Raw genomic sequence first — 21,694 nt, 5'->3', positions numbered from 1 at the left:
ATGTCGCTCAACGACCCGCAGTGGGGCAATCGTGGCGGCAACGATGGTGACAAGCCCGGCGGCGGACCGCGTCGCCCGAACGATGGGCCGCCCGATCTCGAGGAGTTGTGGCGAGATTTCAATCGCAAGCTGTCCAGTATGCTCGGCAAGAAGGGGGGCGGTGGCGGCAATAATGGCGGTGATGGGCCGCGCATGCCGCAGATCGATTTCAACCCGAAATTTCTCGGCGGCGGCATCAGCCTGATTGCCGGCCTGGTTGCCGTTGTTTGGCTGGCGTCGGGTTTCTATATTGTAGATGCTTCGCAGCGGGGGATCGTCCTCCAGTTCGGTAGCTATAAAGAGGCGACCGAGCCCGGTTTGCGCTGGCGTTTTCCTTACCCGATCCAGTCGCACGAACTGGTCAACCTGACTGGTGTGCGGACGATCGAAATCGGTTATCGCGGCAGTGAGCGCAACAAGGTGCTCAAGGAAGCGCTGATGCTTACCGATGATGAAAATATCGTAAACATCCAGTTTGCCGTCCAGTACGTCCTGAAGGATCCGGTTGAGTATCTGTTCAATAACCGCCACACCGATGAAGCGGTGATGGGGGCTGCCGAGACCGCCGTTCGCGAAATCGTTGGCAAGAGCAAGATGGACTTCGTGCTCTACGAGGGGCGCGAGCAGATCGCCACCCAGGCCTCCAAGCTGATGCAGGATATTCTTGATCGCTACAAGAGCGGCATCATGATCTCCAAGGTCACGATGCAGAATGCACAGCCTCCCGAACAGGTCCAGTCGGCTTTTGATGATGCGGTAAAGGCCGGTCAGGACCGCGAGCGTCAGAAGAATGAAGGTCAGGCCTATGCCAATGACGTTATTCCGAAGGCCAAGGGCACTGCGGCACGTTTGATGGAGGAGGCCAATGGTCACCGGCAGCGCGTGATTGCAACGGCTGAGGGTGATTCCTCCCGTTTCAAGCAGGTGCAGACCGAATATGCCAAGGCTCCCGAAGTGACGCGTCAGCGCATGTATCTGGATACGATGCAGCAGGTTTATTCCAACACCAGCAAGGTTCTGGTGGACGCCAAGGGGCAGGGCAATCTGCTCTATTTGCCGCTCGACAAGCTGATGCAGGCAGCCGGTACGGTAACGGCCGCGCAGGTTGCAGGGGCTGATGTTCCCGCTCCCGCTGCTGTACCCAGGGCGCAAACACCGCTCTCCTCGGAAGCGCCGCCGCAACTCGATAATTCCTTGAACAACCCCAGCCGGCGCGAACCCTCACTGCGTTCGCGTGATCGGGAGAGCCGTTGATGAGCCCGCGTATTAACCTGATCGGCGCACTGTTCGCCACCGTGCTGGTGGTGTTCGCCATGTCGATCTTTACTGTTGATCAGCGTCAGTTTGCGCTGGTTTTCCAGCTGGGTGAGGTCAAACAGGTCATCACCGAACCTGGTATGAGCTTCAAGATTCCGATGATCCAGAATGTGCGCTATTTCGAAAAGCGCATCATCACGCTCGATAACGCCGAGCCGGAACGTTTCATTACTTCCGAGAAGAAAAACGTGCTGGTTGATTCGTATATCAAGTGGCGCATCGTCGACCCGAAGCTTTATTACATTTCAGTCGGCGGTGACGAGTCGCGTGCCAAGACGCGTCTGAATCAGACGGTCAACGCCGGTTTGCGTGAGGAATTCGGCAAGCGTACCGTGCATGATGTGGTCTCGGGTGAGCGTGACCGGATCATGGAGCAGATGCGCGAAAAGGCCGATACCGATGCGCGCAAGATTGGCGTCCAGATTGTCGACGTTCGTCTGAAGCGTGTCGAATTGCCGACTGAAGTCAGCGAGGCGGTTTATCGCCGGATGGAAGCAGAGCGTAAGCGGGTAGCCAACGAGTTGCGTTCGGAAGGTTCGGCGGAAGCCGAGAAAATCCGGGCTGATGCGGACCGTCAGCGCGAAGTGATCATTGCCGACGCCTATCGCGATGCCCAGAAAATCAAGGGTGAGGGCGATGCCAAGGCTTCTGCCATTTACGCTCAGGCTTTTGGGCAGAATCCAGAGTTCTATGCGTTTTACCGTAGCCTTGAAGCCTATCGCGGCAGCTTCAAGAACAAGAACGATGTGCTGGTAGTTGAGCCTAACTCGGATTTCTTCAAGTATATGAAGAGCATCGGGCGTGGAAACGACAAGGGCAAATGACTTCGACGCTGTTGCTGGCCTTCGCGCTGATGCTGGTGCTCGAAGGCGTGATGCCTTTTATTGCCCCGGCGGCATGGCGTGAAACCTTTCGCCGCCTTATTCAATTTTCGGATGGACAGATCCGCTTTGTCGGCTTGACGTCGATGATTATCGGTTTGGTCCTGCTCATGGTTTTTGCATGAATTGGCTGTTACCTGAATATATTGCCGACGCTTTGCCGGCAGAAGCTGCGCGCATCGAACAGTTGCGTCGCGTTGTGCTTGATCACTTTCGTGCCCGCGGTTTCGAGTTTGTCATGCCGCCGATGCTGGAGTTTCTGGAGTCGCTGCTGACTGGCGCTGGCCAGGATCTACATTTGCGGACCTTCAAGCTGGTTGATCAGCTTTCCGGGCGGACCATGGGAGTGCGCGCCGATATCACGCCGCAGGCGGCGCGGATCGATGCGCACCTGCTCAATCATCAGGGCGTGACCCGTCTGAGCTATTGTGGCAGTGTGCTGCATACGTTGCCGGCCAGTATTTCGGCCAGTCGCGAGCCTGTTCAGGTTGGTGCTGAGCTCTACGGTTATGCCGGCATTGGTGCCGATCTCGATATCATTCGTCTGATGGCGGGCGCGTTTGACAAGATCAAGCTGCCGGTTAGCCGGATCGACCTCGGTCATGTCGGTATTTTTCGCGCCCTGGCTGAAGCGGCCGGCTTGCCGCAGGCGGCTGAGGAAAACGTGCTCAATCTGTTGCAGGCCAAGGATGTGCCTGGCTTGATCGAGGCCTGTGTCGATGTGCCGTCGCCCTATCGCGAAGCGCTGCAAATTTTGCCGCAACTCTATGGTGGTGCCGAAGTGCTGCAGCGGGCAGCCCGGGAATTGCCTGCCTTGCCGGCAATTGGCGAGGCGCTGGATGGTTTGCGGCATTTGATTGAGGGTGCTCCAGAATTGCCGTTCTCGATCGACCTCTCGGACCTGCGTGGCTACCACTACCATAACGGGGTTGTTTTTGCCGCCTACTGTCCGGGATACCCGGCAGCCATTGCGCTGGGCGGGCGCTATGACGGTGCGGGCAAGGCCTTCGGGCGTGCTAGGCCGGCGACGGGTTTCTCGATGGACTTGCGTGAGGTGGCGCGGCTGGCGCCGGCCGGCAAGCCATCCTCGGCAATTCTGGCGCCCAATGCCGGGCATGACGAGATTTTGGCGGCACACATCGCGGCACTGCGCGAGCAGGGTGAGGTCGTGGTTGAACTGCTGCCGGGCGAAACTGCCTGCGAAGGCCCGCTTTGCGACCGAAAACTGGCGCTGGTTGGCGAACACTGGATTATTGAAGCAATACAAGAGGATTAAAAAATGGCAAAGAATGTCATCGTGGTGGGTACCCAGTGGGGCGACGAGGGCAAGGGCAAGATCGTCGACTGGTTGACCGATCACGCGCAAGGCGTGGTGCGTTTCCAGGGGGGGCACAATGCCGGTCATACCCTGGTGGTTGGCGAGCGGGTCTATAAGCTGAATCTGGTACCGTCCGGCATCGTTCGCGATGGCGTGCAGTGCTATATCGGCAACGGCGTGGTCCTCGATATCCATCATCTGCTGGCGGAAATTGCCGAGCTGGAAAAGGGCGGTATCGATGTTCGTTCCCGCCTGAAGGTCAGTCCGGGTTGCCCGCTGATTCTGCCGTATCACTCCGCCATCGATAAGGCGCGCGAGGAAGCGAAGGCCAGCGACAAGAAAATCGGTACGACCGGCAAGGGGATCGGCCCGACCTACGAAGACAAGGTCTCCCGTCGTGGCTTGCGGGTCTACGATCTGTTCAATCCGGAGCGTTTTGCTGAGAAGCTGAAAGAGGTTCTTGAGTATCACAACTTTGTGCTGACCCAGTATTTCAAGGCGCCGGCCGTCGATTTCCAGGCAGTGTACGATCAGGCAATGGCTGATGCCGAGCAGATCAAGCCGCTGGTTGCCGACGTGTCGGCAGCGCTCTATGCGGCCAATCAGGCGGGGCAGAACCTGCTGTTCGAAGGGGCGCAGGGGACGCTGCTCGATATCGACCACGGTACCTATCCGTTTGTCACTTCGTCGAACTGCGTTTCCGGTCAGGCAGCGGCTGGCTCGGGCGTTGGTCCGGGCATGTTGCATTACGTGCTGGGTATCACCAAGGCTTACTGCACGCGTGTTGGCGGCGGTCCTTTCCCGAGCGAACTGGATATCGAGACCAATGGCTGCCCGGGTTATCAGATGTCGCAGGTTGGTCGTGAATTTGGCACGGTGACCGGGCGCAAGCGCCGCTGTGGCTGGTTCGATGCCGCTGCATTGCGCCGCTCGGGTCGGATCAACGGTTTGACCGGCTTGTGCATCACCAAGCTGGACGTTCTGGATGGTTTAACGGAGCTGAATATCTGTACCGGCTACAAGCTGGATGGCAAGGTCATTGACCTGCTGCCGATCGGTGCGGATGAAGTGGCCCGTTGCGAACCGATCTACGAAACGATGCCGGGCTGGAGCGAGACAACTTTTGGCGTCAAGCGCTGGGAAGACTTGCCGCTCAACGCCCGGAACTATCTGGATCGCCTCGAGCAACTCTGCCAAGTGCCGATCGCCATCGTCTCGACCGGTCCGGAGCGTGATGAAACCATTCTGAAGCAGCATCCGTTCAAATAATCATTGGCGAAGTGCTACGGTAAACGGGCCCTTGCGGCCCGTTTTCATTTTTAGCGCGGGGGCATCACGGCTTGCCAACCTTCCGGGCAGTGGCGGACGTACGGGTAGTATTGGGCCGATGAGTCGCAGTAGTACCAATTGCCCGATTCGGGCTGAATCTGTACCGGCAGTGGTGGCGGAACGTAAGCCGGGGCGGTATAGACTTGAGCCGGGGCGGCATGGCTGTAGGCGGCGGCACCGATAGCTAGGCCTGTAATGGCGAGCAGTGCGGCCGGACCAACCCAGCCGGGACCGCCGCGGTGACCGTGATGGTGGCGATGCTCATACGATGGTCCGCGGTGTCCGCCGTGGCGTTCCCAGTCGGCCTGGGCGGTTCCTGCTGCGCCCAGAGTGAGACTGAGGGCCAGGCAAAGGGCGGTGGTCTTTTTCATGATCGACTCTGCATGTTGGTTGCTATGAGCCAAATAACGAACCGCTTGGCTTGCCGATGACCTGTGCTGTGTACGGAAGTGTGTGTAATTGTTACGGTTACTTCCGGCGTGGCGGAGGTTTTGATTCTGGCGGAAGTAAGAGCAAGGCTGGAACTCAGAAAAGAAAAACGCCTTGTTTTGACAAGGCCTTCAATCTAAATCGCTGGTGCTCAGGAAGGGATTCGAACCCCCACGGAGTTACCCGCTAGTACCTGAAACTAGTGGGGCTATCAATTCCTCCACCTGGGCGCGGGTGCGAAGAGGGCGCGTTGTATAGACTTTTTGCGGGATGGACTGGTTGCTTTTTGGTATTGTCGGTACGTTCTGGGTGCATTTCGCGACGACGCCTGGTGTGGGCTGTGAGACAATGCGGTCTGTTCTGCAGGCAGCGGCCAGAAAAGAAAAAAGGCCTTGTTTTGACAAGGCCTTCAATCAAAATCGCTGGTGCCCAGGAAGGGACTCGAACCCCCACGGAGTTACCCGCTAGTACCTGAAACTAGTGCGTCTACCAATTCCGCCACCTGGGCACAGGTGCGAAGAGCAAGGATTATAGAGGATATGAACTTAATGTCAAGAAAAAAACTTACAAAAATCCGCAGGGCTGACCCCTTCTTTGAGCGCGAATCGACGCGCTACGAATTTCCGTTGCCGTCCCGCGAGTTCATCATTCAGATCATGACCGATCAGGGGCGCCCGTTGGTGCTGCAGGAACTGATCGAGTTGCTGGATATCACGACGGCCGAGCGCGACATGTTCCAGCGTCGGCTGGGGGCGATGGAGCGTGAAGGGCAACTGATGCGCAATCGCAAGGGAGCCTACATTCTCCCCGAGCGGGCCAGCCTGACGGCAGGGCGCATTCAGGGGCACCAGGATGGCTATGGCTTTCTGATTCCCGATGATGGCAGTACCGACATCTTTCTCGATCAGCACCAGATGGGCAAGGTACTGCATGGCGACCGGGCGCTGGTCAGGGTGCTCGGCCTCGACCGGCGCGGTCGGCCGGAGGGCAGCATTGTCGAGGTGACCGAACGGGCCAACACACGCGTCGTCGGCCGGGTCTTCGTCGAGCATGGTGTGGTTTTCGTGGTGCCCGAGAACAAGCGGATTGCCCAGGATATTCTGGTGCCACCCGAGAAGAAGGCGAAGATCAAGCCGCAATCCGGCCAGGTGGTGATGGTCGATATCATCGAGCAACCGAGCAAGTTCTCGCAGCCGATCGGGCGTATCAGCGAGGTGCTGGGCAACTATGCCGATCCAGGCATGGAGATCGAAATTGCCTTGCGCAAGCACGATCTGCCTTTCGAGTTTTCGCCGGCGGCTCTGGCTGAAAACAAGGCATTGCCGGACAAGGTCAAGAAGGCTGATCTGAAGGAACGCGAGGATTTGCGCGATTTGCCGCTGGTGACCATCGACGGCGAAACGGCTCGCGATTTCGACGATGCGGTTTTCTGCGAAAAGAAGGGGCGCGGCTGGCGCCTGGTGGTGGCAATTGCCGATGTCTCGCATTACGTGAAGCCGGGCATGACGCTCGACAAGGAGGCGATGGAGCGCGGCAACTCGGTCTATTTCCCGCGCCGGGTGATTCCGATGCTGCCGGAGAAGCTGTCGAACGGTATTTGCTCGCTGAATCCGGATGTCGAGCGGATGGCCATGGTTTGCGACATGGCGATCAGCAGCAGCGGCAAGATCGGCAAGTACCGCTTTTATCCAGCGGTTTTCCGTTCGCAAGCCCGGCTGACCTATAACCAGGTCTGGTCCTGGCTGTCCGGCGAAGCGAAGCCCGAGTCCGAGATTCATATCGCGCTGCAGCCGCACGTAAAAAACCTCTACAAGCTGTTCCAGGCCTTGCACAAGGCGCGCGGGCAGCGCGGGGCGATAGATTTCGAGACGACCGAAACGCAGATGCTGTTCAACGAACAGGGCAAGATCGAGAATATCGTGCCGGTCGTTCGCAACGATGCGCATCGGGTCATCGAGGAGTGCATGCTGGCGGCCAACGTCTGTGCCTCGGATTTCCTGGCTCAGCACAAGCAACCCTGCCTGTATCGCATCCATGAGGCGCCGGGCGACGAGAAACTGAAGAACCTGCGCAGCTTCCTCGGCGAATTCGGTCTCGCCCTTGGTGGGGGAGATGATCCGACGGCCAAGGATTACGGTGTCCTACTCGAACAGGTCAAGCAGCGGCCGGACTTCCAGCTGCTGCAGACGGTGATGCTGCGCTCGCTGAAGCAGGCGATGTACAGCCCGGACAATGTCGGCCACTTCGGCCTCGCCTACGAGCATTACACCCACTTCACCTCGCCGATCCGCCGTTATCCCGATTTGCTGGTACATCGCGCGATCAAGGCCGTACTGGCCAAGGAAAAATACACGCCGGTCGGCAGTTGGGAAGACATCGGCCTGCACTGTTCGGGTACCGAACGGCGGGCCGACGAGGCGACCCGCGACGTCGAGAACTGGCTGAAGTGCTTCTTCATGAAAGAGCGCGTCGGCGAGGTATTCGATGGCACCATCTCGTCGGTGACGGCCTTCGGTATTTTCGTCGCTCTCGATCAGGTCTATGTCGAAGGCCTGGTCCATGTTTCCGAGTTGGGTGAGGACTACTTCCAGTTCGACAACGTCAAGCATCAGATGCTCGGCGAGCGGACCGGCCAGCGCTTCCGTCTGGGTGACCGGGTCCGGGTCAAGCTGGTGCGGGCCGATCTGGAAACCAACAAGATCGACTTCGTGCTGGTCCGGACCGAAAAGGCGCCGGCTGGACGAACCAATTCACCGCCGCGGGAGGCCGCCAAATCAGCCCGGAAACCGGCGCGGGCGGTTGCCCAGAAGTTTGCGGCGCAGCCAGTGGCGGCAACGCCGGCAAGCGAGAAGCCGGTGCCCAGGAGCAAGTCAAAGGCGGCGGAAAAGGGTGCTACCAAGGCTTCGCCGAAGGCGGGCAGTAAAAAGCCGCTGTCGAAGGCGCCAGCCAAAGCTCCGGCCAAGCGTGCAGGCAAGGCGGTGGCCGCCAAGCCGGCGGCAAAAAAGCCGGCGCGCAAGCGTTGACCGCAGCCATCGGCCGCTGGCCGGGCGCTGCTGTCTAGGAGTGGCTGGGTTCGAGCAGGTCGGTCGCCTTCTGAACGATGGCGGCCGCTTGCTCCGGTTCCAGGCCGGGCAGTTGCTCGCTGAGCCATTCCAGCGAGGCGCCGGGAATCAGGTGTCCGGCTTCGGCGATATCCGAAGGCAGGGCCGGGTCATTCGGGCCGCCGGTCGATAGATGGTGAATGGTGTCCACGCAAAGCCGGGAAAGATTGGCGCGGTGGTTGTCGACGCCGCGGATCAGTTGCGTCAGCAGTGGCGGAAGATGCCAGATGGCGGCACATTTGAGGGTCAGGTCCTTGAAACGAAAGCCCCAGATATCGACCTGGGCATCTGCGGAGCGAGGGAATTTCCCGGCCCGTACCAAGGCTTCGGTGGTTTGCGGCAATTCCGGCGCGAAGGACCAGAGCAGCAGTTCCCCGAGTTCCGAGAGGAGGGCGGCCATCGCGATTTCGTCCGGTGACATGTCGGAGCGGGCGCTCGCCCAGCAAAGCGCCAATTGGCTGGCGAGATGGGCGCGGGTTTCGCAGGCGGCCAAGCCGCTGCGCGATTGGTCGGTTTCCGGGCTGTCGCGCAGCAACTTGTGGAAAGTGTTGGTGCCGAGTTGCATGACGGCGCCGAGCGGGGTGGTCGTCTCATGGCCGAGGCGCTGCACCCGTTGTTTTTCTGCCTGGCGTAGCAGGCGGAGGCAGAGGAAAGGATCAGCCGCGGCGATGTCGGCCAGTTCGCGGGCTGCCAAGCGTTCGCCGCGACTTTCCTCAAGTTCCTTCAACGCGGTCTTCGAGCGCGGCATGCACGGCAGTTCCCGGCTGCTCAGGAAGGCTGCCCACTGATCGACACCCCAGCGCCGCTGGTGCTCATTCAACACGCCAGTTCCTTTCTCAGGGGGGCTTTTCAGGATTATCGGCTGATCTATCGATAACTGAAGTGAGTAAGCGGATTTATTACTTTCATCGTAAAATATCAGGCTTGACCGAGGGGGCACAAGTTCAGTTATGGCTGATGGAATCAAGAATGTGATGCTTATCGAGGTGGCCGATTCACCGTTGACAGCATCCGGCGAGTCCATGCCATGGTTGCCGGGCGGCCCGTTGCCGGCTGCGCTGGTCACCGGCCACAAGGCGATTGATTTCGAACACCGTCAGTTACTGGCCTGCATGACCGCGGCCCGCGCGGTCTGCATGGATTTTCGCAGCTTCACGGATTGCGGCAGTTGCATTGAGGCGCGTCGTGCGCTCTGTGACAACGAATTGGTACGCCTGCTCGGCGATCTGCTTTCCTTCATTCTTGAGCACTTCAAGACCGAGGAAGAAATCATGCGCGATTCGCTGCTGATGATGGTGGATCGCGATGTCTGCGAGGCGCACATGGAGGATCACGCCGCCATTTCGGCGAAGATCCAGCAGATCGTGGCCGGCCTCGATTCGATGCGTACCGTCGGCCTGCTGCGCGATCTCGACAATCTGCTCGGTCAGTGGATCAACAATCACATCATGATGCACGACCTGATCCTGGCGCGCTGGGTGTCGCGCGAGGATTCGGTGGTCAGCCTGGCCCGCCTGTCGGGCGTTTGAGCGCTCGCTGCGGTGCAGCGCCCGGGGCACGGTAAAATCGTGCCTTCAACTCACTGAAAGTAGCCATGTCTTCCCGTCTGATCTACGGCTTTCATGCCGTGACCGCCAAGTTGCGCCACGACCCGGGTGCGGTCAAGGAAATCCTGATTGATGCGACGCGTCAGGATGCGCGCGCCCGCGACCTGCTGCAGCATGCCGAGTTGCAGGGCGTCAAGGTGGTGGCCAGCGACGGCAAGCGGATGGACGGCATGGCCCCGGGCGCCAAGCACCAGGGGGTGATCGCCCGCATCGAGGGTGGCCGCAAGGTGGCGCATCTCGACGATGTGCTCGATACGCTGGAGGAGCCGGCTTTCCTGCTCGTCCTCGACGGCATTACCGACCCGCGCAACCTCGGCGCCTGCCTGCGCGTCGCCGATGCGGCCGGCGTCCATGCCGTGATTGCGCCGAAGGATCGCGCTGTCGGCCTGACCGATGTCGCTGCCAAGACGGCCTGCGGTGCCGCCGAAACGGTGCCTTACGTGATGGTGACCAACCTGGCGCGGACGCTGCGCGAATTGCAGGAGCGCGAAATCTGGGTCATCGGTACCGCCGGCGAAGCGGAAAGCGATCTCTACGCCGCCGAGTGGCCGCAGGCGACGGCCTGGGTGATGGGGGCCGAAGGCGAGGGCATGCGTCGCCTGACCCGCGAGAATTGCGACCAACTGGTCAAGATTCCGATGCATGGCACCGTCGATAGCCTGAATGTTTCCGTCGCGGCCGGGGTCTGCCTGTTCGAGGCGCGCCGCCGCCGTTCCTGAGCCGGCCATGACGCACCGCCAGGCGGTCGCGCTGATGGTGCTGGTGACGTTGTTGTGGAGCATCGCCGGCGTCGTTACTCGGCAGCTTGAGGCGGCCGGCAGTTTCGAACTGACTTTCTGGCGCAGTTTCTTCAACGCGCTGGCCCTCTGCCTGATTCTCGGTGTCATGCGTGGCGCGGCCTTGTGGCGGAGCCTGCGTCATGGCGGGCGCTGGCTCTGGCTGTCCGGCCTGTGCTGGGCGGTGATGTTCACCGCCTTCATGGTCGCCCTGACGCTGACCAGCGTCGCCAATGTGCTGGTGACGATGGCGCTCGGACCTCTGGTCACCGCCCTTTTTGCCCGCCTGTTCCTGCGCCACGCCTTGCCGCGACGCACCTGGCTGGCCATATTTGGGGCCGGGCTGGGCATTGCCTGGATGTTCGGTGGCGAAGCCGGCGACGGCCTGTCGCTGGCCGGCACGCTGGTCGCCAGCGCCGTGCCGCTGGCCGGGGCGATCAACTGGACGGTGTTGCAGCGTGTCGATGGCGATGGGGTTGCCGCTCAGGACATGTTGCCGGCAGTCTTGATCGGCGCCGTGCTCTCGGCTTTGGTTTGCTTGCCCCTGGCTTGGCCGCTGCAGGCTTCGCCGCATGACCTTGGCCTGCTCGCCGTGCTCGGCGGCGTGCAACTGGCGCTGCCTTGTCTGCTGGTGGTGCGCCTGAGTCGCGAATTGCCGGCCCCGGAAATTGCGCTGCTCGCTTTGCTGGAAGTGGTGTTTGGCGTCGCCTGGGCCTGGTTGTGGGCCGGCGAGCAGCCATCGCCCAGCGTGTTGACCGGTGGCTTGCTGGTGTTGCTGGCGCTGGTTGCCAACGAGGTGGCGGCCTTGCGTCGCGTACCGGGGCAAGCCTGAATACCGTTCTGCTCGCTGCTAGCGCGAACGGGCCAGATCGAGATCGGCCCGGTTTTTTTCATCGACGTAGATGCCCACGGCTTTCGGCTGGCTGCTGGCGAAACAGCTGACTTCGACATTGGCCAGGCTTTTGGCCTTGTGCAGCACGTCGACCGCACAGCGTCCAAAAACACTTTCGATGGTTGCCAGCAGGTTGCGGGCATAGGGCGTTTCCAGCTTGCCATCGAGGATCAGGTTGGCGAGCAGCACGCCGTCCGGTTTCAGCACGCGGCGGCTGTCGGCCCAGAATTCGCGGGTCACCAGATGGCTGGGAATCGAGGTATGCGAGCTATAGACATCGACCACCACGGCATCGAAGCGGCGGTCGCTGGTCGCCACGAAGCGGCGGGCGTCGTCGGCGATGAACTCGCCGCGGGCTGCTTCGCGCAGGAAGTGCTGTTCGGCGATGCGGCGGATTTGCGGGTCGATATCGACGTAGGTGTAGCGGTTGAGCGGCTCGCGGTGGGACAGCGTAAAGCCGCCGGCGCCGAGCACCAGGATCTCCTTGTCCTTGAAACCGAGGTCGTCGAGCAGGATCTGGCGGAGATGCCTGATATAGCGGGTGTAGTTCGGCGGCGTGCTGTCGTCGAGCAGCGAAGCGGTCGATTTGTTCACCCAGAAGGCGCGCGGATTCTGCTGGCCGGCCAGGTCGACCGGACCGACGATGTACTCGGCGTAGGCGGTGTCGGTGGTCTGCGTGGCTGGCAGATTGAAGCCGGCGGCAATGCCTGCGGTCGACAGGGCAAAAACGGCAATTTTCAACTGCCGTCCGGCGAGCAATAAAACGCCGATCAGCAAGCCGCCGGCGCAGGCCAGGACGGCCGCCGCGACGCCCAGCCATTGCATGACCAGTAGCGACAGCGAGATCGAGCCGAGGAAGGAGCCGAGCGTGGACCAGTACAGTGCGGTGCCGCTCGCTTCGCCGGTCCGCTGGTGCTGGAACAGATTGCTCAGGATCGGCACGGTCTGGCCGAGCAGCCAGGCCAGCGGGCAAAGGACGCCGCCGATGAAGAAGAGGTAGGCGACGAGTGCCGGCTGCAGATGGGCGAACAGCCAGTCCACGCTGAGGCCGGCCAGGCCGATGCCGGCCAGTGCGGCAGAAACCAGGAAATTGCGGGCGACGACCTGGCGGTAACCGGTAGCGACCCTGGCCCCCGACGCGTAGCCGAGGGCCAGGGCGAGCAGAAAGAAGCCGATGGTCGGCGCCGTGACAACGATCGAGCTGCCGATATGCGGCAGTAGCCGGCGCAGCGCGATGACTTCGGCGCCGAGCGAGCAGAAGCCTTCGATGAAAACGATGCTGTAGAGCAGGCTGGGGGACATCCGGCGATTATCGCCCAAAGCCGGCCGGATCCCGGCATTCCGGCGGTTTGTCTAGGGTCTCCGGTAGAATAGACTTGGCGCAAGTGGGGGCTTTTCGACGAGATGGCCAGTATCACGCAGATCGCATCAACATGGCTCGGGTAGATCAATGGCAGGAACGATGGACAAGGCGCAGGAAATCAGTGGCGGGCTGAAAAAGCACGCGGGCGGCTACCTGCTGCCCGGCGCCATTTTCGTCCTGGGCCTCGGTCTGGCCATCACTGTCGGGCAACTTGATGCCGAGCGCCAGCAAAGCGAACTGCGCAGTGCGACGGCCAGCGAACTGGGGCGCCACGGCGCCCGCCTGGAGGCCCAACTTCGTTCCACATTCGCGGTGACCGAGGGCATAGCCCAATTGCTGATCCTCGATGGCAGCATTGCCCCGGAGCGTTTCGCCGGCATGGCCAGCCTGGCGATCGAGAGTGTGCCGGCGATCCGGAACATTGCCGTGGCCCCTGACGACATCATCCGGGATATCTACCCGCGCTCGGCCAACGAGAAGGCGCTCGGTGTCGATTACCGGACCCTGCCGGCCCAGTACCCGCTGATTGCCCGGGCGCAGGAACTCCGCCGGCCGCTGCTGGCCGGGCCGGTTCAGTTGGTGCAAGGCGGCAGCGGCCTGATTTACCGGCGGCCGGTCTTTGTCGATGTTGGCTTGGACAGCGCCCGTTACTGGGGGGTCACCTCGATCGTCGCCGATCTCGACGCCCTGCTGGCGCTGGGCGGCATCAAGTCGGTGTCTGCGCTGCAACTGGCGGTGCGCGGTCGGGATGGGCGCGGCGCCGACGGTGAGATGATCTGGGGCGAGCCCGCCGTCTTCGCGCAGCAGCCGGTGACGATGCTGATCGAAGTGCCGGGCGGCCAGTGGCAACTGGCGGCATTGCCGGAGGGCGGCTGGCAGGCTCCGTCGCCGCTGAGCCGGCCGCTGTTTCTGTTCGCCCTGGCGGCAACGCTGCTTTCGAGTTTTTTCGTTGCCCGGTTGCAGCACATGCATCGCTTGAGTCGCCAGCGCAATCGGGTCCTCTTCCGCGAAATCGAGGAACGCCAGCAACTGGAGACTTCGCTGCTGCAGAGCGAAGCCCGGTTCCGCACGCTGTTCGAGCGTTCGCCGGACCCCTGCTGGATCGTCCGCTTGAATGGCGAGTGTGTCGACGTCAACCACGCGGCAATGACGGTGTTCGGCTTCCAGGACATGGCCGAGTTCCGGAACGTGACGCCGGCCGACATCTCGCCAACCCTGCAGCCCGATGGCCAGACATCGGCCGACAAGGTCTCGGCGATGTTGCAGATTGCCCTGGAGAAAGGCCTGCACCGCTTTGAGTGGCTGCACCGGCGCAAGGACGGCGAACTGTTCCCGGCCGAGGTGACGCTGTGCCCGATGAGCCTGAACGGCGAGCAACTGCTCTATGCGGTGATCCGCGACATCTCGGTGCGCAAGCAGGCACAGGAGGCCTTGGCCCAGCAACAGGCGCTGAACCAGGCCATTCTCGACAACGTGCCGTCGCTGATCTACATGTTCGATCCCGAGGGCCGGCTGCAGTTTTGCAACCGAGCCTTCGAGCAGGTTTTTGCCGGTTCCCGGGCCTCGCTCGTCGGTTTGTCGCGCAGCCAGTTCATGGCGGCGGAAGATGCACTGTTGCGGCAAGCCGAGGACGCCCAGGTCATGGCGCAGGGCAGTGCGATCACGTTCGAGGGCAAGATCGGCAAGGTCGATGCGTCGCATATTTATCTGACGACCAAGTGCCCGCTGCTTGGCCCGAATGGCGAATTGCGCGGTGTCCTCGGCATGTCGACCGATGTCACCGAAATGAAGGCCTATTCCGAGCAACTGCGGCTGGCTGGCGTGGTCATGGAAAATACCGCCGAAGGTGTGATGATCACCGATGCCGCCGGCGTTATCGTTTCGGTCAACAGGGCGTTTACCGAAATTACCGAGTTCAGCCCGGCCGACGCCATCGGTCAGCGGCCGAGCATCCTGCAGTCGCAGCGCCAGAAGGCCGAGTTCTATCGCGAGATGTGGGCGACGCTGCAAAGTACCGGCGTCTGGCGCGGCGAGATCTGGAACCGGCGCAAGAGCGGCGCCCTCTATCCCGAGTGGCTGACGATCAACGCCGTGCGCAATCCAGAGGGCGAGGCGGTCAATTACGTCGCCGTCTTTTCCGATATTTCGGCCATCAAGCACTCGCAGGCGGCGCTGGAAAAGATGGCCCACTTCGACGCGCTGACCGGGTTGCCCAACCGGGCGCTGTTCCAGGATCGCCTACAGCACGCGCTCGACCGCTCGCAGCGTTACGGCCAGCCGATTGCCGTGCTGCTGCTCGACCTCGACGGTTTCAAGACGGTCAACGACAGCCTCGGCCACCCGGTCGGCGACCAGTTGCTGATGGAGGCGGCCGAGCGCTTCCGGAAATGCGTCCGGGTCGAGGATACGGTCTCCCGGCTGGGGGGCGACGAGTTCGCCTTCATCCTGAACAACCTGGCGCAGGGCACCGATGCCATCGCCGTCGTCAAGAAACTGCTGCAGTCGCTGCAGGAACCGTTCGACCTGAACGGCACGGCGGCGCTGGTCACCGGCAGCATTGGCGTTGCCGTCGGGCCGCAGGATGGAGAAACGCCGGCCGAGCTGCTGCGCCATGCCGACACCGCGATGTACGGCGCCAAGGAAGGCGGGCGCAACGACTACCGTTTCTACCAGGCCGAGATGACCCGCCGTTCGCAGGAGCGTCTGCTGCTCGAACGCGCCCTGCGGCGGGCGGTCGAGCAACAGGAGTTCGAGGTCTGGTACCAGCCGAAACTCGATCTGGCCAGCGGTCGCGTCGATGGCGCCGAGGCCCTGTTGCGCTGGCGCGATCCTGAGCGCGGCCTGATCTCGCCGGCCGATTTCATCCCGGTCGCCGAGCGGACCGGGCTGATCATCCCGATCGGCGAGCAGGTGCTCGACACGGTCTGTCGCCAGCAGCGCAGCTGGCGCGCCAGCGGCTTGCTCAGCGGGCGGGTGGCGATCAACGTCGCGGCGCCGCAGATCGAGCGCAGCGATTATGTCGAAGCCCTGCGCCAGGCGCTGCACCGCCATGAACTGCCGGCCGAGGCGATCGAAGTCGAGGTCACCGAGAGCCTGCTGATGGAAAATCCGGAACAGGCGCGCGACGTGCTGTGCGCCATCCAGGAAATGGGCGTGACGACGGCAGTCGACGATTTCGGCACCGGCTATTCCTCGCTGGCCTATCTGAAGGTGCTGCCGATCAACAATCTGAAGGTCGACCGCGCCTTCGTCTCCGACCTGCCGCACGACAGCAACGATGTCGCGATCACTCAGGCCATCATCGCCCTCGGCCATTCACTCGGCTTCAAGATCACCGCCGAAGGCATCGAAACCGTCGAGCAGCTCGATTTCCTGCGCAGCATTGGCTGCGACCAGGGGCAGGGCTTTTTCTTCAGCCGGCCGCTGCCGGCGGCACAGTTCGAAAGCTGGCTACGCGAACAGGCGGTCCACGCCTGAGGTCTAGGAGCGGCGCAGCTTCTGCCACATGCTCCAGCTAAAGACAAAGAGGCCGAGCCAGATCAAGCCGAAGCTGAGCAGGCGGGCAGGCTGCATCGGCTCGCCGAAAATCCAGACCGCAGTGACGAACTGCATGGTCGGGTTGATGTACATCAGCATGCCGACGGTGGCCAGATCGAGGCGCTGGGTGGCAGCGGCGAAGGCGATCAGCGGCAGTGCGGTCAGCACGCCGGCGCCGATCAACAGTCCGGCGGTCAACCCGTCCTGGGCGGCAAAAACCATGTGCCCGGCTTGCGCCTGCCATAGCGCGTAGAGGCCGCACACCGGCAGCATGGCGAGGGTTTCCAGCCAGAGGCCGGACAACGCATCGACCGGGACCTGCTTGCGGACCAGGCCGTAGGTGCCGAAGGTGGCGGCGAGAAACAGCGAGACCCAGGGCAGGCTGCCGAGGGCGATCACTTCATTGGCGATGGCGGCGACGGCGAGGCCGACCGAAATCCATTCCAGCCGGTTCAGGCGCTCTTTCAGCACGAGCAGGCCGAGCAGCACATTGACCAGCGGCGTCAGGAAGTAGCCGAGGCTGGAAGCGACCACCTGCTGATGGCCGACCGCCCACAGGAACATCAGCCAGTTGCTGCCGACCAGCAGCGCGGCCAGGGCGAGCATGGCGAACTGCCGTGGCCTTTTGAAGATGGCCAGAACCTTGCCCCAGCGCCGGCCGATAGTGAGCAGGATGCCGACGAAGAGGCAGGCCCAGACGGCGCGGTTGGACAGCACGTCCATCGGCGAGACGTGATTGAGCTGGTGGAAGAACAGGGGAAAGAAGCCCCAGATGCCATAGGCGAGCAGGCCGAAGCCGATGCCGGCCAGTTGGGATTGACGATTCATGGGCCTCAGGTTTTTTTGCTGACGACGGCCAGGGCCGCCGAGCGGTAGTCGCGCCGGTAGAGGACGACCAGCACGCTGACGGCGAGGGCGGCGAGGACGAGCGGGCTGAGCAGCCAGCCGGAGGCGGCGAGGCCGAAATAATAGGCGCGGATGCCGCGATTGAAATCGTCGCCGGCCAGGCTGTTGGCCGCAGCCACCCGTTGTGCGTAATCATCGATGCCCGGCTCGCCGGTCTTGCCCTGCGGTGCGGCGCCAACCAGGATGGAGAGCAGGTTGAACTGGCGCAGCGACCAGGTGAATTTGAAATAGGCGAAGACGAAGCTGGCAAGGACCAGCATCAGCTTGATCTCAAGCAGTTCACGGTTGCCGGCGCCGCCAAAGGGCAGTTCGGCGGTGACGCTGATCAGCTTGTCGGCCGCGCCGAGCGCGGCGACCAGGCCGGCGATGATGTAGATGGTGGTGTTGGCGTAGAAGGAGACGCTGGTCATCAGGTTGCCGATCAGCGTCGAGTCGGTCACCCGCACCTCGCGCTCCAGCATGCGGTAGGCCCAGTCCAGCCGGTAGGCCTGGCTGGTCCGGATCAGGCCGCCGGCGCCCCAGTGGCTGTGTTCGGAAAACCAGGCATAACCGGCCCAGCAGCTAAAGAAGGCGGCCAGCGCTAGCCAGTCGATCGCGGAGAGGTGGGGCAGGGCGTGCATGCCGGCATCTTGCCACAGGCGGCGCTGGCCGGGCACTGGGGAAAACCTCTTGCCGCGCCGGCCAAGATATCCTTTACTGTGGCTGTCGTCCGTTTGCCCTTCATTTTCGCTCGCCGAGGATTTTTCGGCCAAGGTGCTCCGCCCCGCATGTCTTCGATGAATCGCCTGCATCCCCTGACCCTCAGTTTCCGCGACCCGGCAACCGAGCAGGCTTTCGTCCGCCATCTGCTGCCACGCTTGCGCCTGCAGGGGCGGGCGGCGATTGCGGTCGGCACCGTCGTCTACTTTCTTTATGGCGCGCTGGATCATCTGTTCGTGCCGCCCGAACTGTGGCAAACGGTGTGGAGCATTCGCCTGCTGGCGCTGGGTGTGCCGGTTGCCGTGCTCGCCCTCAGTTTTTCGCCGTGGTTCGAAAAGACCAGCCAGTTGCCGCTTGCCCTGGTCGGCCTCGCCGCCGGGCTCGGCCTGATCGCCATGCTCTGGCATCTGCCGGTCGACAGCAGCGCCTACTACTATCCGGGCCTGATGCTCGCCACCTTCTATACCTACAACCTGCTCGGCGCCCGTTTCATCCAGGCGCTGGCGGTCAGCATCCTGCTCCTGCTGCTCTACAACCTGCTGTTCGGCCATCTGCGGCAATACCCGGCGCCGCTGCTGCTCAGCCACAATTTCTTCCTGATTTCGGCCAACCTGATCGGTGGGGCCGCCGGCTATCTGGTCGAATACCAGCGCCGCCAGCTTTTCCTGCGCGAAATGCAGCTCGATCACGAACGCCGCCAGCATCTCGAACGTTCGTTGCACGACCGCCTGACCGGCTTGCCGAACCGCGACCTGCTGATCGACCGGATCAACCAGGCGCTGGCCCTGGCCCGCCGCGATGCCGAGCGGCATGCCGGCTATTTTGTCGATCTCGATGGCTTCAAGGCGGTCAACGACCGGCTCGGCCATGCTGCCGGCGACATCGCCCTGTGCGAAATCGCCCGCCGGCTGAGTACGGCGATGCGCGAAACCGATACCGTGTCGCGTCTCGGCGGCGACGAGTTTTTCGTGCTCGCCCAGGACATCGGCTCCTGCGACGGCGCCGCACATCTCGCCGGCAAGCTGATTTCGCTGATCGAATCGCCGATTCCCGGCCTGCCGCCCGGCTACTCGCTGAGCGCCAGCATCGGCATCTGCCTGTTCCCGAATGTTGGCCCGGCCAGCACGCCGGACGGCATCATCCGCCTCGCTGATCTGGCGATGTATCGGGCCAAGGAGGCCGGCAAGCGGCGCTATCTCTTTGCCGAAAGCGACTGAACGCCGCCCTTAGCGACTGGCCGCGGCGCGCCGCCCCTTCAGGGCACGGACTTCGAAATTGACCGTATCCATCGTTTCGCCACGGCTGTTTTCCAGGTGCAACCGGTGTTTGCCCGGCTGCGGCAGCCAGAGCAGCCGGCTGTCGGCCGGGCCGAGTACTTGCTGGTCGAGTCGCCAGCGCCAGCCGGCTTCGGCCGTTGCCGACAGGCGGAGCGGGACGCGTTGTCGCTGCGGCGGAATATCCGGATCGAGGGCGATGATGCTGCCCTCGGCCGGGTAGGCAATGCGCGCCAGCGCACTGGCCGAGGCGGCGCGGACGAGGGGCGTTTCGCTGCCGGCGAGGAACCATTCGTCGCGGCTAGGCTCACGGGCCGGCTCGAAGCGGATGCGCGTCCTGACCAGGCCGGCCGGGGCGGCCGGCGGCCGGCTGGCGAGCCGGGGGCGGCCCTGCCCGGGGTCGCCGCGGTGCAACCAGTCCATCACCTCGCGCCAGACCGGCGCTGCGCCGGAAATGCCGGAAACGTCGTGCATCGGGCTGCCGCCGGCGTTGCCGACCCAGACGGCGACGGTATAGCGGCGCGACCAGCCGGCACACCAGTTGTCGCGCATGTCCTTGCTGGTGCCGGTCTTGGCGGCGCTCCAGTAGGGCGTGGCGAGCCAGGATTCGAGGCCGAAGGTGGCAGCGCGGGCGTTGCGGTCGGCCAGGATGTCGCCGACCAAAAAGGCACTGGCCGGCGTGTTGACCGCCCGGCTCGGGCCGGCGAAGACGCCGGCGCAGCCGTCGCGCTGGCAGGGAATGGGGCCGGCGCCCTGGCCCGGCACGACGCGCAGTGCCGACCACTGGCCGGCATTGGCCAGGGTGCGGTAGGCATTGGCCAGCATCAGCAGTGAAATGTCGGCCGAGCCGAGGGCCAGGCTGTAGCCGTACCACTCGCCGCTTTGCTGCAGGCTGCTGAAGCCGGTCTGCCGCAGGCGCTGGTGGAAAGCCTCGGGGCCGAGGCGGACCAGCGTCTTGACGGCCGGCACGTTGAGCGAGCCGGCCAGCGCCATGCGCGCCGAGACCCAGCCGCGGTAGTGCGGCTCGTAGTTTTGCGGCGCATAGAGGCCGTTGCCGGTATCTAGCGTCAGTGGCGCATCCTCGATCAGCGCCGCCGGGGTCAGCTGGCGGCGTTCGAAGGCCAGCGCATAGAGAAAGGGTTTCAGCGTCGAGCCGGCCTGGCGCAGCGCCGTCGCGCCATCGACTTCGGCGGCGCCGGAGAGATCGCCGCTCGAGCCGACCCAGGCCAGAATCTCGCCGCTGGCATTGTCGATAACGAGCAGCGCGCCATCCTCGACATTCTGCTGGCGCAGGGCCGACAACTGGCGGCGCAAGGCCTGGTTGGCAAAGCGCTGGAGATCGGCGTCGAGGCTGGAGCGCAGTTGCTGGCCCGGCGCGACGAGTAGCTTGCGGGCCAGGTGCGGGGCCAGTTGCTCGCCGGGGGCGGTCGCCGTTTCCGCCTGCGCGCCGCTCAGGGTCCGGCTGGCAAAGCCCTCCAGCCCCGCGCATTCGGCAGCACGCTGCATTTCCTTGAGCAGGTTGCAGGCCCGTTTGGCGACCAGGGCCGGGCTGGCATTCGGTGAGCGGAGCAGGGCGGCGGCCAGCGCCGCTTCGCGTTCGTCGAGGCCGTGCGGCCATTTACCGAACAGTTGCCGGCTCATCGCGCCGACGCCGACCAGTTCGCCGCGGAAACTGACCAGGTTGAGGTAGGCCTCGATGATCTGGCGCTTGCTCCAGAAGCCCTCCAGGCGCAGTGCTGCGGTCGACTGCGAAATTTTGGCAAAAATGGAGCGGCGGCCGCGCCGCTGGCCGTCGTCGTCGATCAAGCCGGCCAGTTGCATGCTCAGCGTGCTGGCGCCGCGTGTCCGGCCGCCCCAGAAATTGCTCCAGGCAGCCTTGCCGGCAGCCGGCCAGTCCACGCCGTCGTGTTCCATGAAGCGCCGGTCTTCGGAAACGATCACCGCCCCGATCAGGGCCGGCGAAATCTCGGCGAGCGGTGTCCACGGCGAACGGCGGACCTGCATGTCAAGCCGCAGGCTGTGTAGCGGCCTGCCGTCGCGGGCAAGCAACGTCGCTTCGGACGGCACATGGGCGGCGCGCACTTCGCCATAGCTGGGCAAGGCCACTGCCGGCAGCGGCAGGGCGAGGAGCAGGGCGAACAGGTGGGGGCGGAGTTCCGGCAGAAACACGGGGCGATGACGAGAGGGACTGATGGCTGGCATATAACGGGATTGGCCGGCCCGATG

At 63.0% G+C, this 21,694-nt stretch carries 17 protein-coding genes and 2 tRNA genes; 11 read left to right on the top strand and 8 right to left on the bottom strand.

Going from position 1 to position 21,694, the window contains the following annotated elements; translation table 11 throughout:
- From hflK to AT959_RS03305, 5 genes are read left to right on the top strand one after another with little or no spacing between them, the layout of a single operon-like run.
- Positions 1-1,293 (top strand): FtsH protease activity modulator HflK, encoded by a 1,293-nt coding sequence (hflK, locus tag AT959_RS03325; protein WP_066880584.1) that lies wholly within the window; start codon positions 1-3, stop codon positions 1,291-1,293.
- A complete protein-coding gene (gene hflC, locus AT959_RS03320) occupies positions 1,293-2,180 on the top strand; it encodes a protease modulator HflC (protein ID WP_066880582.1) in 888 nt (295 codons plus the stop codon). The genes hflK and hflC overlap by 1 nt, the downstream gene beginning before the upstream one ends.
- A complete protein-coding gene (locus AT959_RS03315; RefSeq protein ID WP_066880580.1) occupies positions 2,177-2,362 on the top strand; it encodes a DUF2065 domain-containing protein in 186 nt (61 codons plus the stop codon). Before hflC ends, AT959_RS03315 begins: the two co-directional genes overlap by 4 nt.
- A complete protein-coding gene (locus tag AT959_RS03310) occupies positions 2,359-3,513 on the top strand; it encodes an ATP phosphoribosyltransferase regulatory subunit (RefSeq protein ID WP_066880578.1) in 1,155 nt (384 codons plus the stop codon). The genes AT959_RS03315 and AT959_RS03310 overlap by 4 nt, the downstream gene beginning before the upstream one ends.
- A gap of 3 nt (positions 3,514-3,516) precedes the next feature.
- Positions 3,517-4,824: an adenylosuccinate synthase gene (locus tag AT959_RS03305; protein ID WP_066880576.1), complete on the top strand. Its 1,308-nt coding sequence runs from the start codon at positions 3,517-3,519 to the stop codon at positions 4,822-4,824.
- Between the two features lie 50 nt (positions 4,825-4,874).
- Here the strand turns inward: AT959_RS03305 and AT959_RS20275 are convergent, their stop codons facing one another.
- From AT959_RS20275 to AT959_RS03295, 3 genes are all read right to left on the bottom strand, one after another.
- A complete protein-coding gene (locus tag AT959_RS20275) occupies positions 4,875-5,255 on the bottom strand; it encodes a hypothetical protein (protein WP_083518179.1) in 381 nt (126 codons plus the stop codon).
- A 203-nt stretch (positions 5,256-5,458) separates the two neighbouring features.
- Positions 5,459-5,543 (bottom strand) — tRNA-Leu (locus AT959_RS03300).
- A 193-nt stretch (positions 5,544-5,736) separates the two neighbouring features.
- Positions 5,737-5,821: transfer RNA gene (locus AT959_RS03295), tRNA-Leu, on the bottom strand.
- A gap of 40 nt (positions 5,822-5,861) precedes the next feature.
- Here AT959_RS03295 and rnr point away from each other — a divergent pair.
- Positions 5,862-8,336, top strand: a complete 2,475-nt coding sequence (gene rnr, locus AT959_RS03290; protein ID WP_083518178.1) for a ribonuclease R — start codon at positions 5,862-5,864, stop codon at positions 8,334-8,336.
- Positions 8,337-8,370: 34 nt separating this feature from the next.
- Here rnr and AT959_RS03285 read toward each other — a convergent pair whose 3' ends face one another.
- Positions 8,371-9,237, bottom strand: coding sequence for an HDOD domain-containing protein (locus AT959_RS03285; RefSeq protein WP_157651197.1), 867 nt, complete (start codon positions 9,235-9,237; stop codon positions 8,371-8,373).
- Positions 9,238-9,364: 127 nt separating this feature from the next.
- Here AT959_RS03285 and AT959_RS03280 point away from each other — a divergent pair, with 127 nt between their 5' ends.
- The 3 genes from AT959_RS03280 to AT959_RS03270 all read left to right on the top strand — a co-directional run bounded on the left by AT959_RS03280 (position 9,365) and on the right by AT959_RS03270 (position 11,629).
- Positions 9,365-9,943 carry a bacteriohemerythrin gene (locus AT959_RS03280; RefSeq protein ID WP_066880571.1) on the top strand — a complete coding sequence of 193 codons (579 nt, stop codon included), beginning with the start codon at positions 9,365-9,367 and terminating at the stop codon, positions 9,941-9,943.
- 65 nt (positions 9,944-10,008) lie between these two features.
- Positions 10,009-10,740 carry a 23S rRNA (guanosine(2251)-2'-O)-methyltransferase RlmB gene (gene rlmB, locus AT959_RS03275; protein ID WP_066880569.1) on the top strand — a complete coding sequence of 244 codons (732 nt, stop codon included), beginning with the start codon at positions 10,009-10,011 and terminating at the stop codon, positions 10,738-10,740.
- A gap of 7 nt (positions 10,741-10,747) precedes the next feature.
- Positions 10,748-11,629: a DMT family transporter gene (locus tag AT959_RS03270; protein WP_066880567.1), complete on the top strand. Its 882-nt coding sequence runs from the start codon at positions 10,748-10,750 to the stop codon at positions 11,627-11,629.
- Positions 11,630-11,647: 18 nt separating this feature from the next.
- On the opposite strand, the gene AT959_RS03265 is transcribed toward AT959_RS03270, so the two are convergent.
- On the bottom strand, positions 11,648-12,991 hold the full coding sequence (locus tag AT959_RS03265; RefSeq protein WP_066880565.1) for a fused MFS/spermidine synthase: 1,344 nt from the start codon (positions 12,989-12,991) through the stop codon (positions 11,648-11,650).
- A gap of 148 nt (positions 12,992-13,139) precedes the next feature.
- Here AT959_RS03265 and AT959_RS03260 point away from each other — a divergent pair, with 148 nt between their 5' ends.
- Positions 13,140-16,529, top strand: a complete 3,390-nt coding sequence (locus tag AT959_RS03260; RefSeq protein WP_083518177.1) for a bifunctional diguanylate cyclase/phosphodiesterase — start codon at positions 13,140-13,142, stop codon at positions 16,527-16,529.
- Between the two features lie 3 nt (positions 16,530-16,532).
- Here the strand turns inward: AT959_RS03260 and rarD are convergent, their stop codons facing one another.
- Together rarD and AT959_RS03250 are read right to left on the bottom strand one after the other, a co-directional pair.
- On the bottom strand, positions 16,533-17,417 hold the full coding sequence (gene rarD, locus AT959_RS03255; RefSeq protein WP_066880561.1) for an EamA family transporter RarD: 885 nt from the start codon (positions 17,415-17,417) through the stop codon (positions 16,533-16,535).
- A gap of 5 nt (positions 17,418-17,422) precedes the next feature.
- A complete protein-coding gene (locus AT959_RS03250) occupies positions 17,423-18,115 on the bottom strand; it encodes a DUF599 domain-containing protein (protein WP_066880922.1) in 693 nt (230 codons plus the stop codon).
- Between the two features lie 147 nt (positions 18,116-18,262).
- Here AT959_RS03250 and AT959_RS21965 point away from each other — a divergent pair, with 147 nt between their 5' ends.
- Positions 18,263-19,411, top strand: a complete 1,149-nt coding sequence (locus tag AT959_RS21965) for a diguanylate cyclase domain-containing protein (RefSeq protein ID WP_088178931.1) — start codon at positions 18,263-18,265, stop codon at positions 19,409-19,411.
- Positions 19,412-19,420: 9 nt separating this feature from the next.
- On the opposite strand, the gene pbpC is transcribed toward AT959_RS21965, so the two are convergent.
- Positions 19,421-21,637 carry a penicillin-binding protein 1C gene (gene pbpC, locus AT959_RS03240; protein WP_240481696.1) on the bottom strand — a complete coding sequence of 739 codons (2,217 nt, stop codon included), beginning with the start codon at positions 21,635-21,637 and terminating at the stop codon, positions 19,421-19,423.
- Between the last annotated feature and the right edge of the window lie 57 nt (positions 21,638-21,694).

The sequence above is a fragment of the Dechloromonas denitrificans genome (genome assembly GCF_001551835.1).
GTDB classification, from domain to species: Bacteria; Pseudomonadota; Gammaproteobacteria; order Burkholderiales; family Rhodocyclaceae; genus Azonexus; species Azonexus denitrificans.
This window is presented reverse-complemented; position numbering and strand designations above follow the sequence as displayed.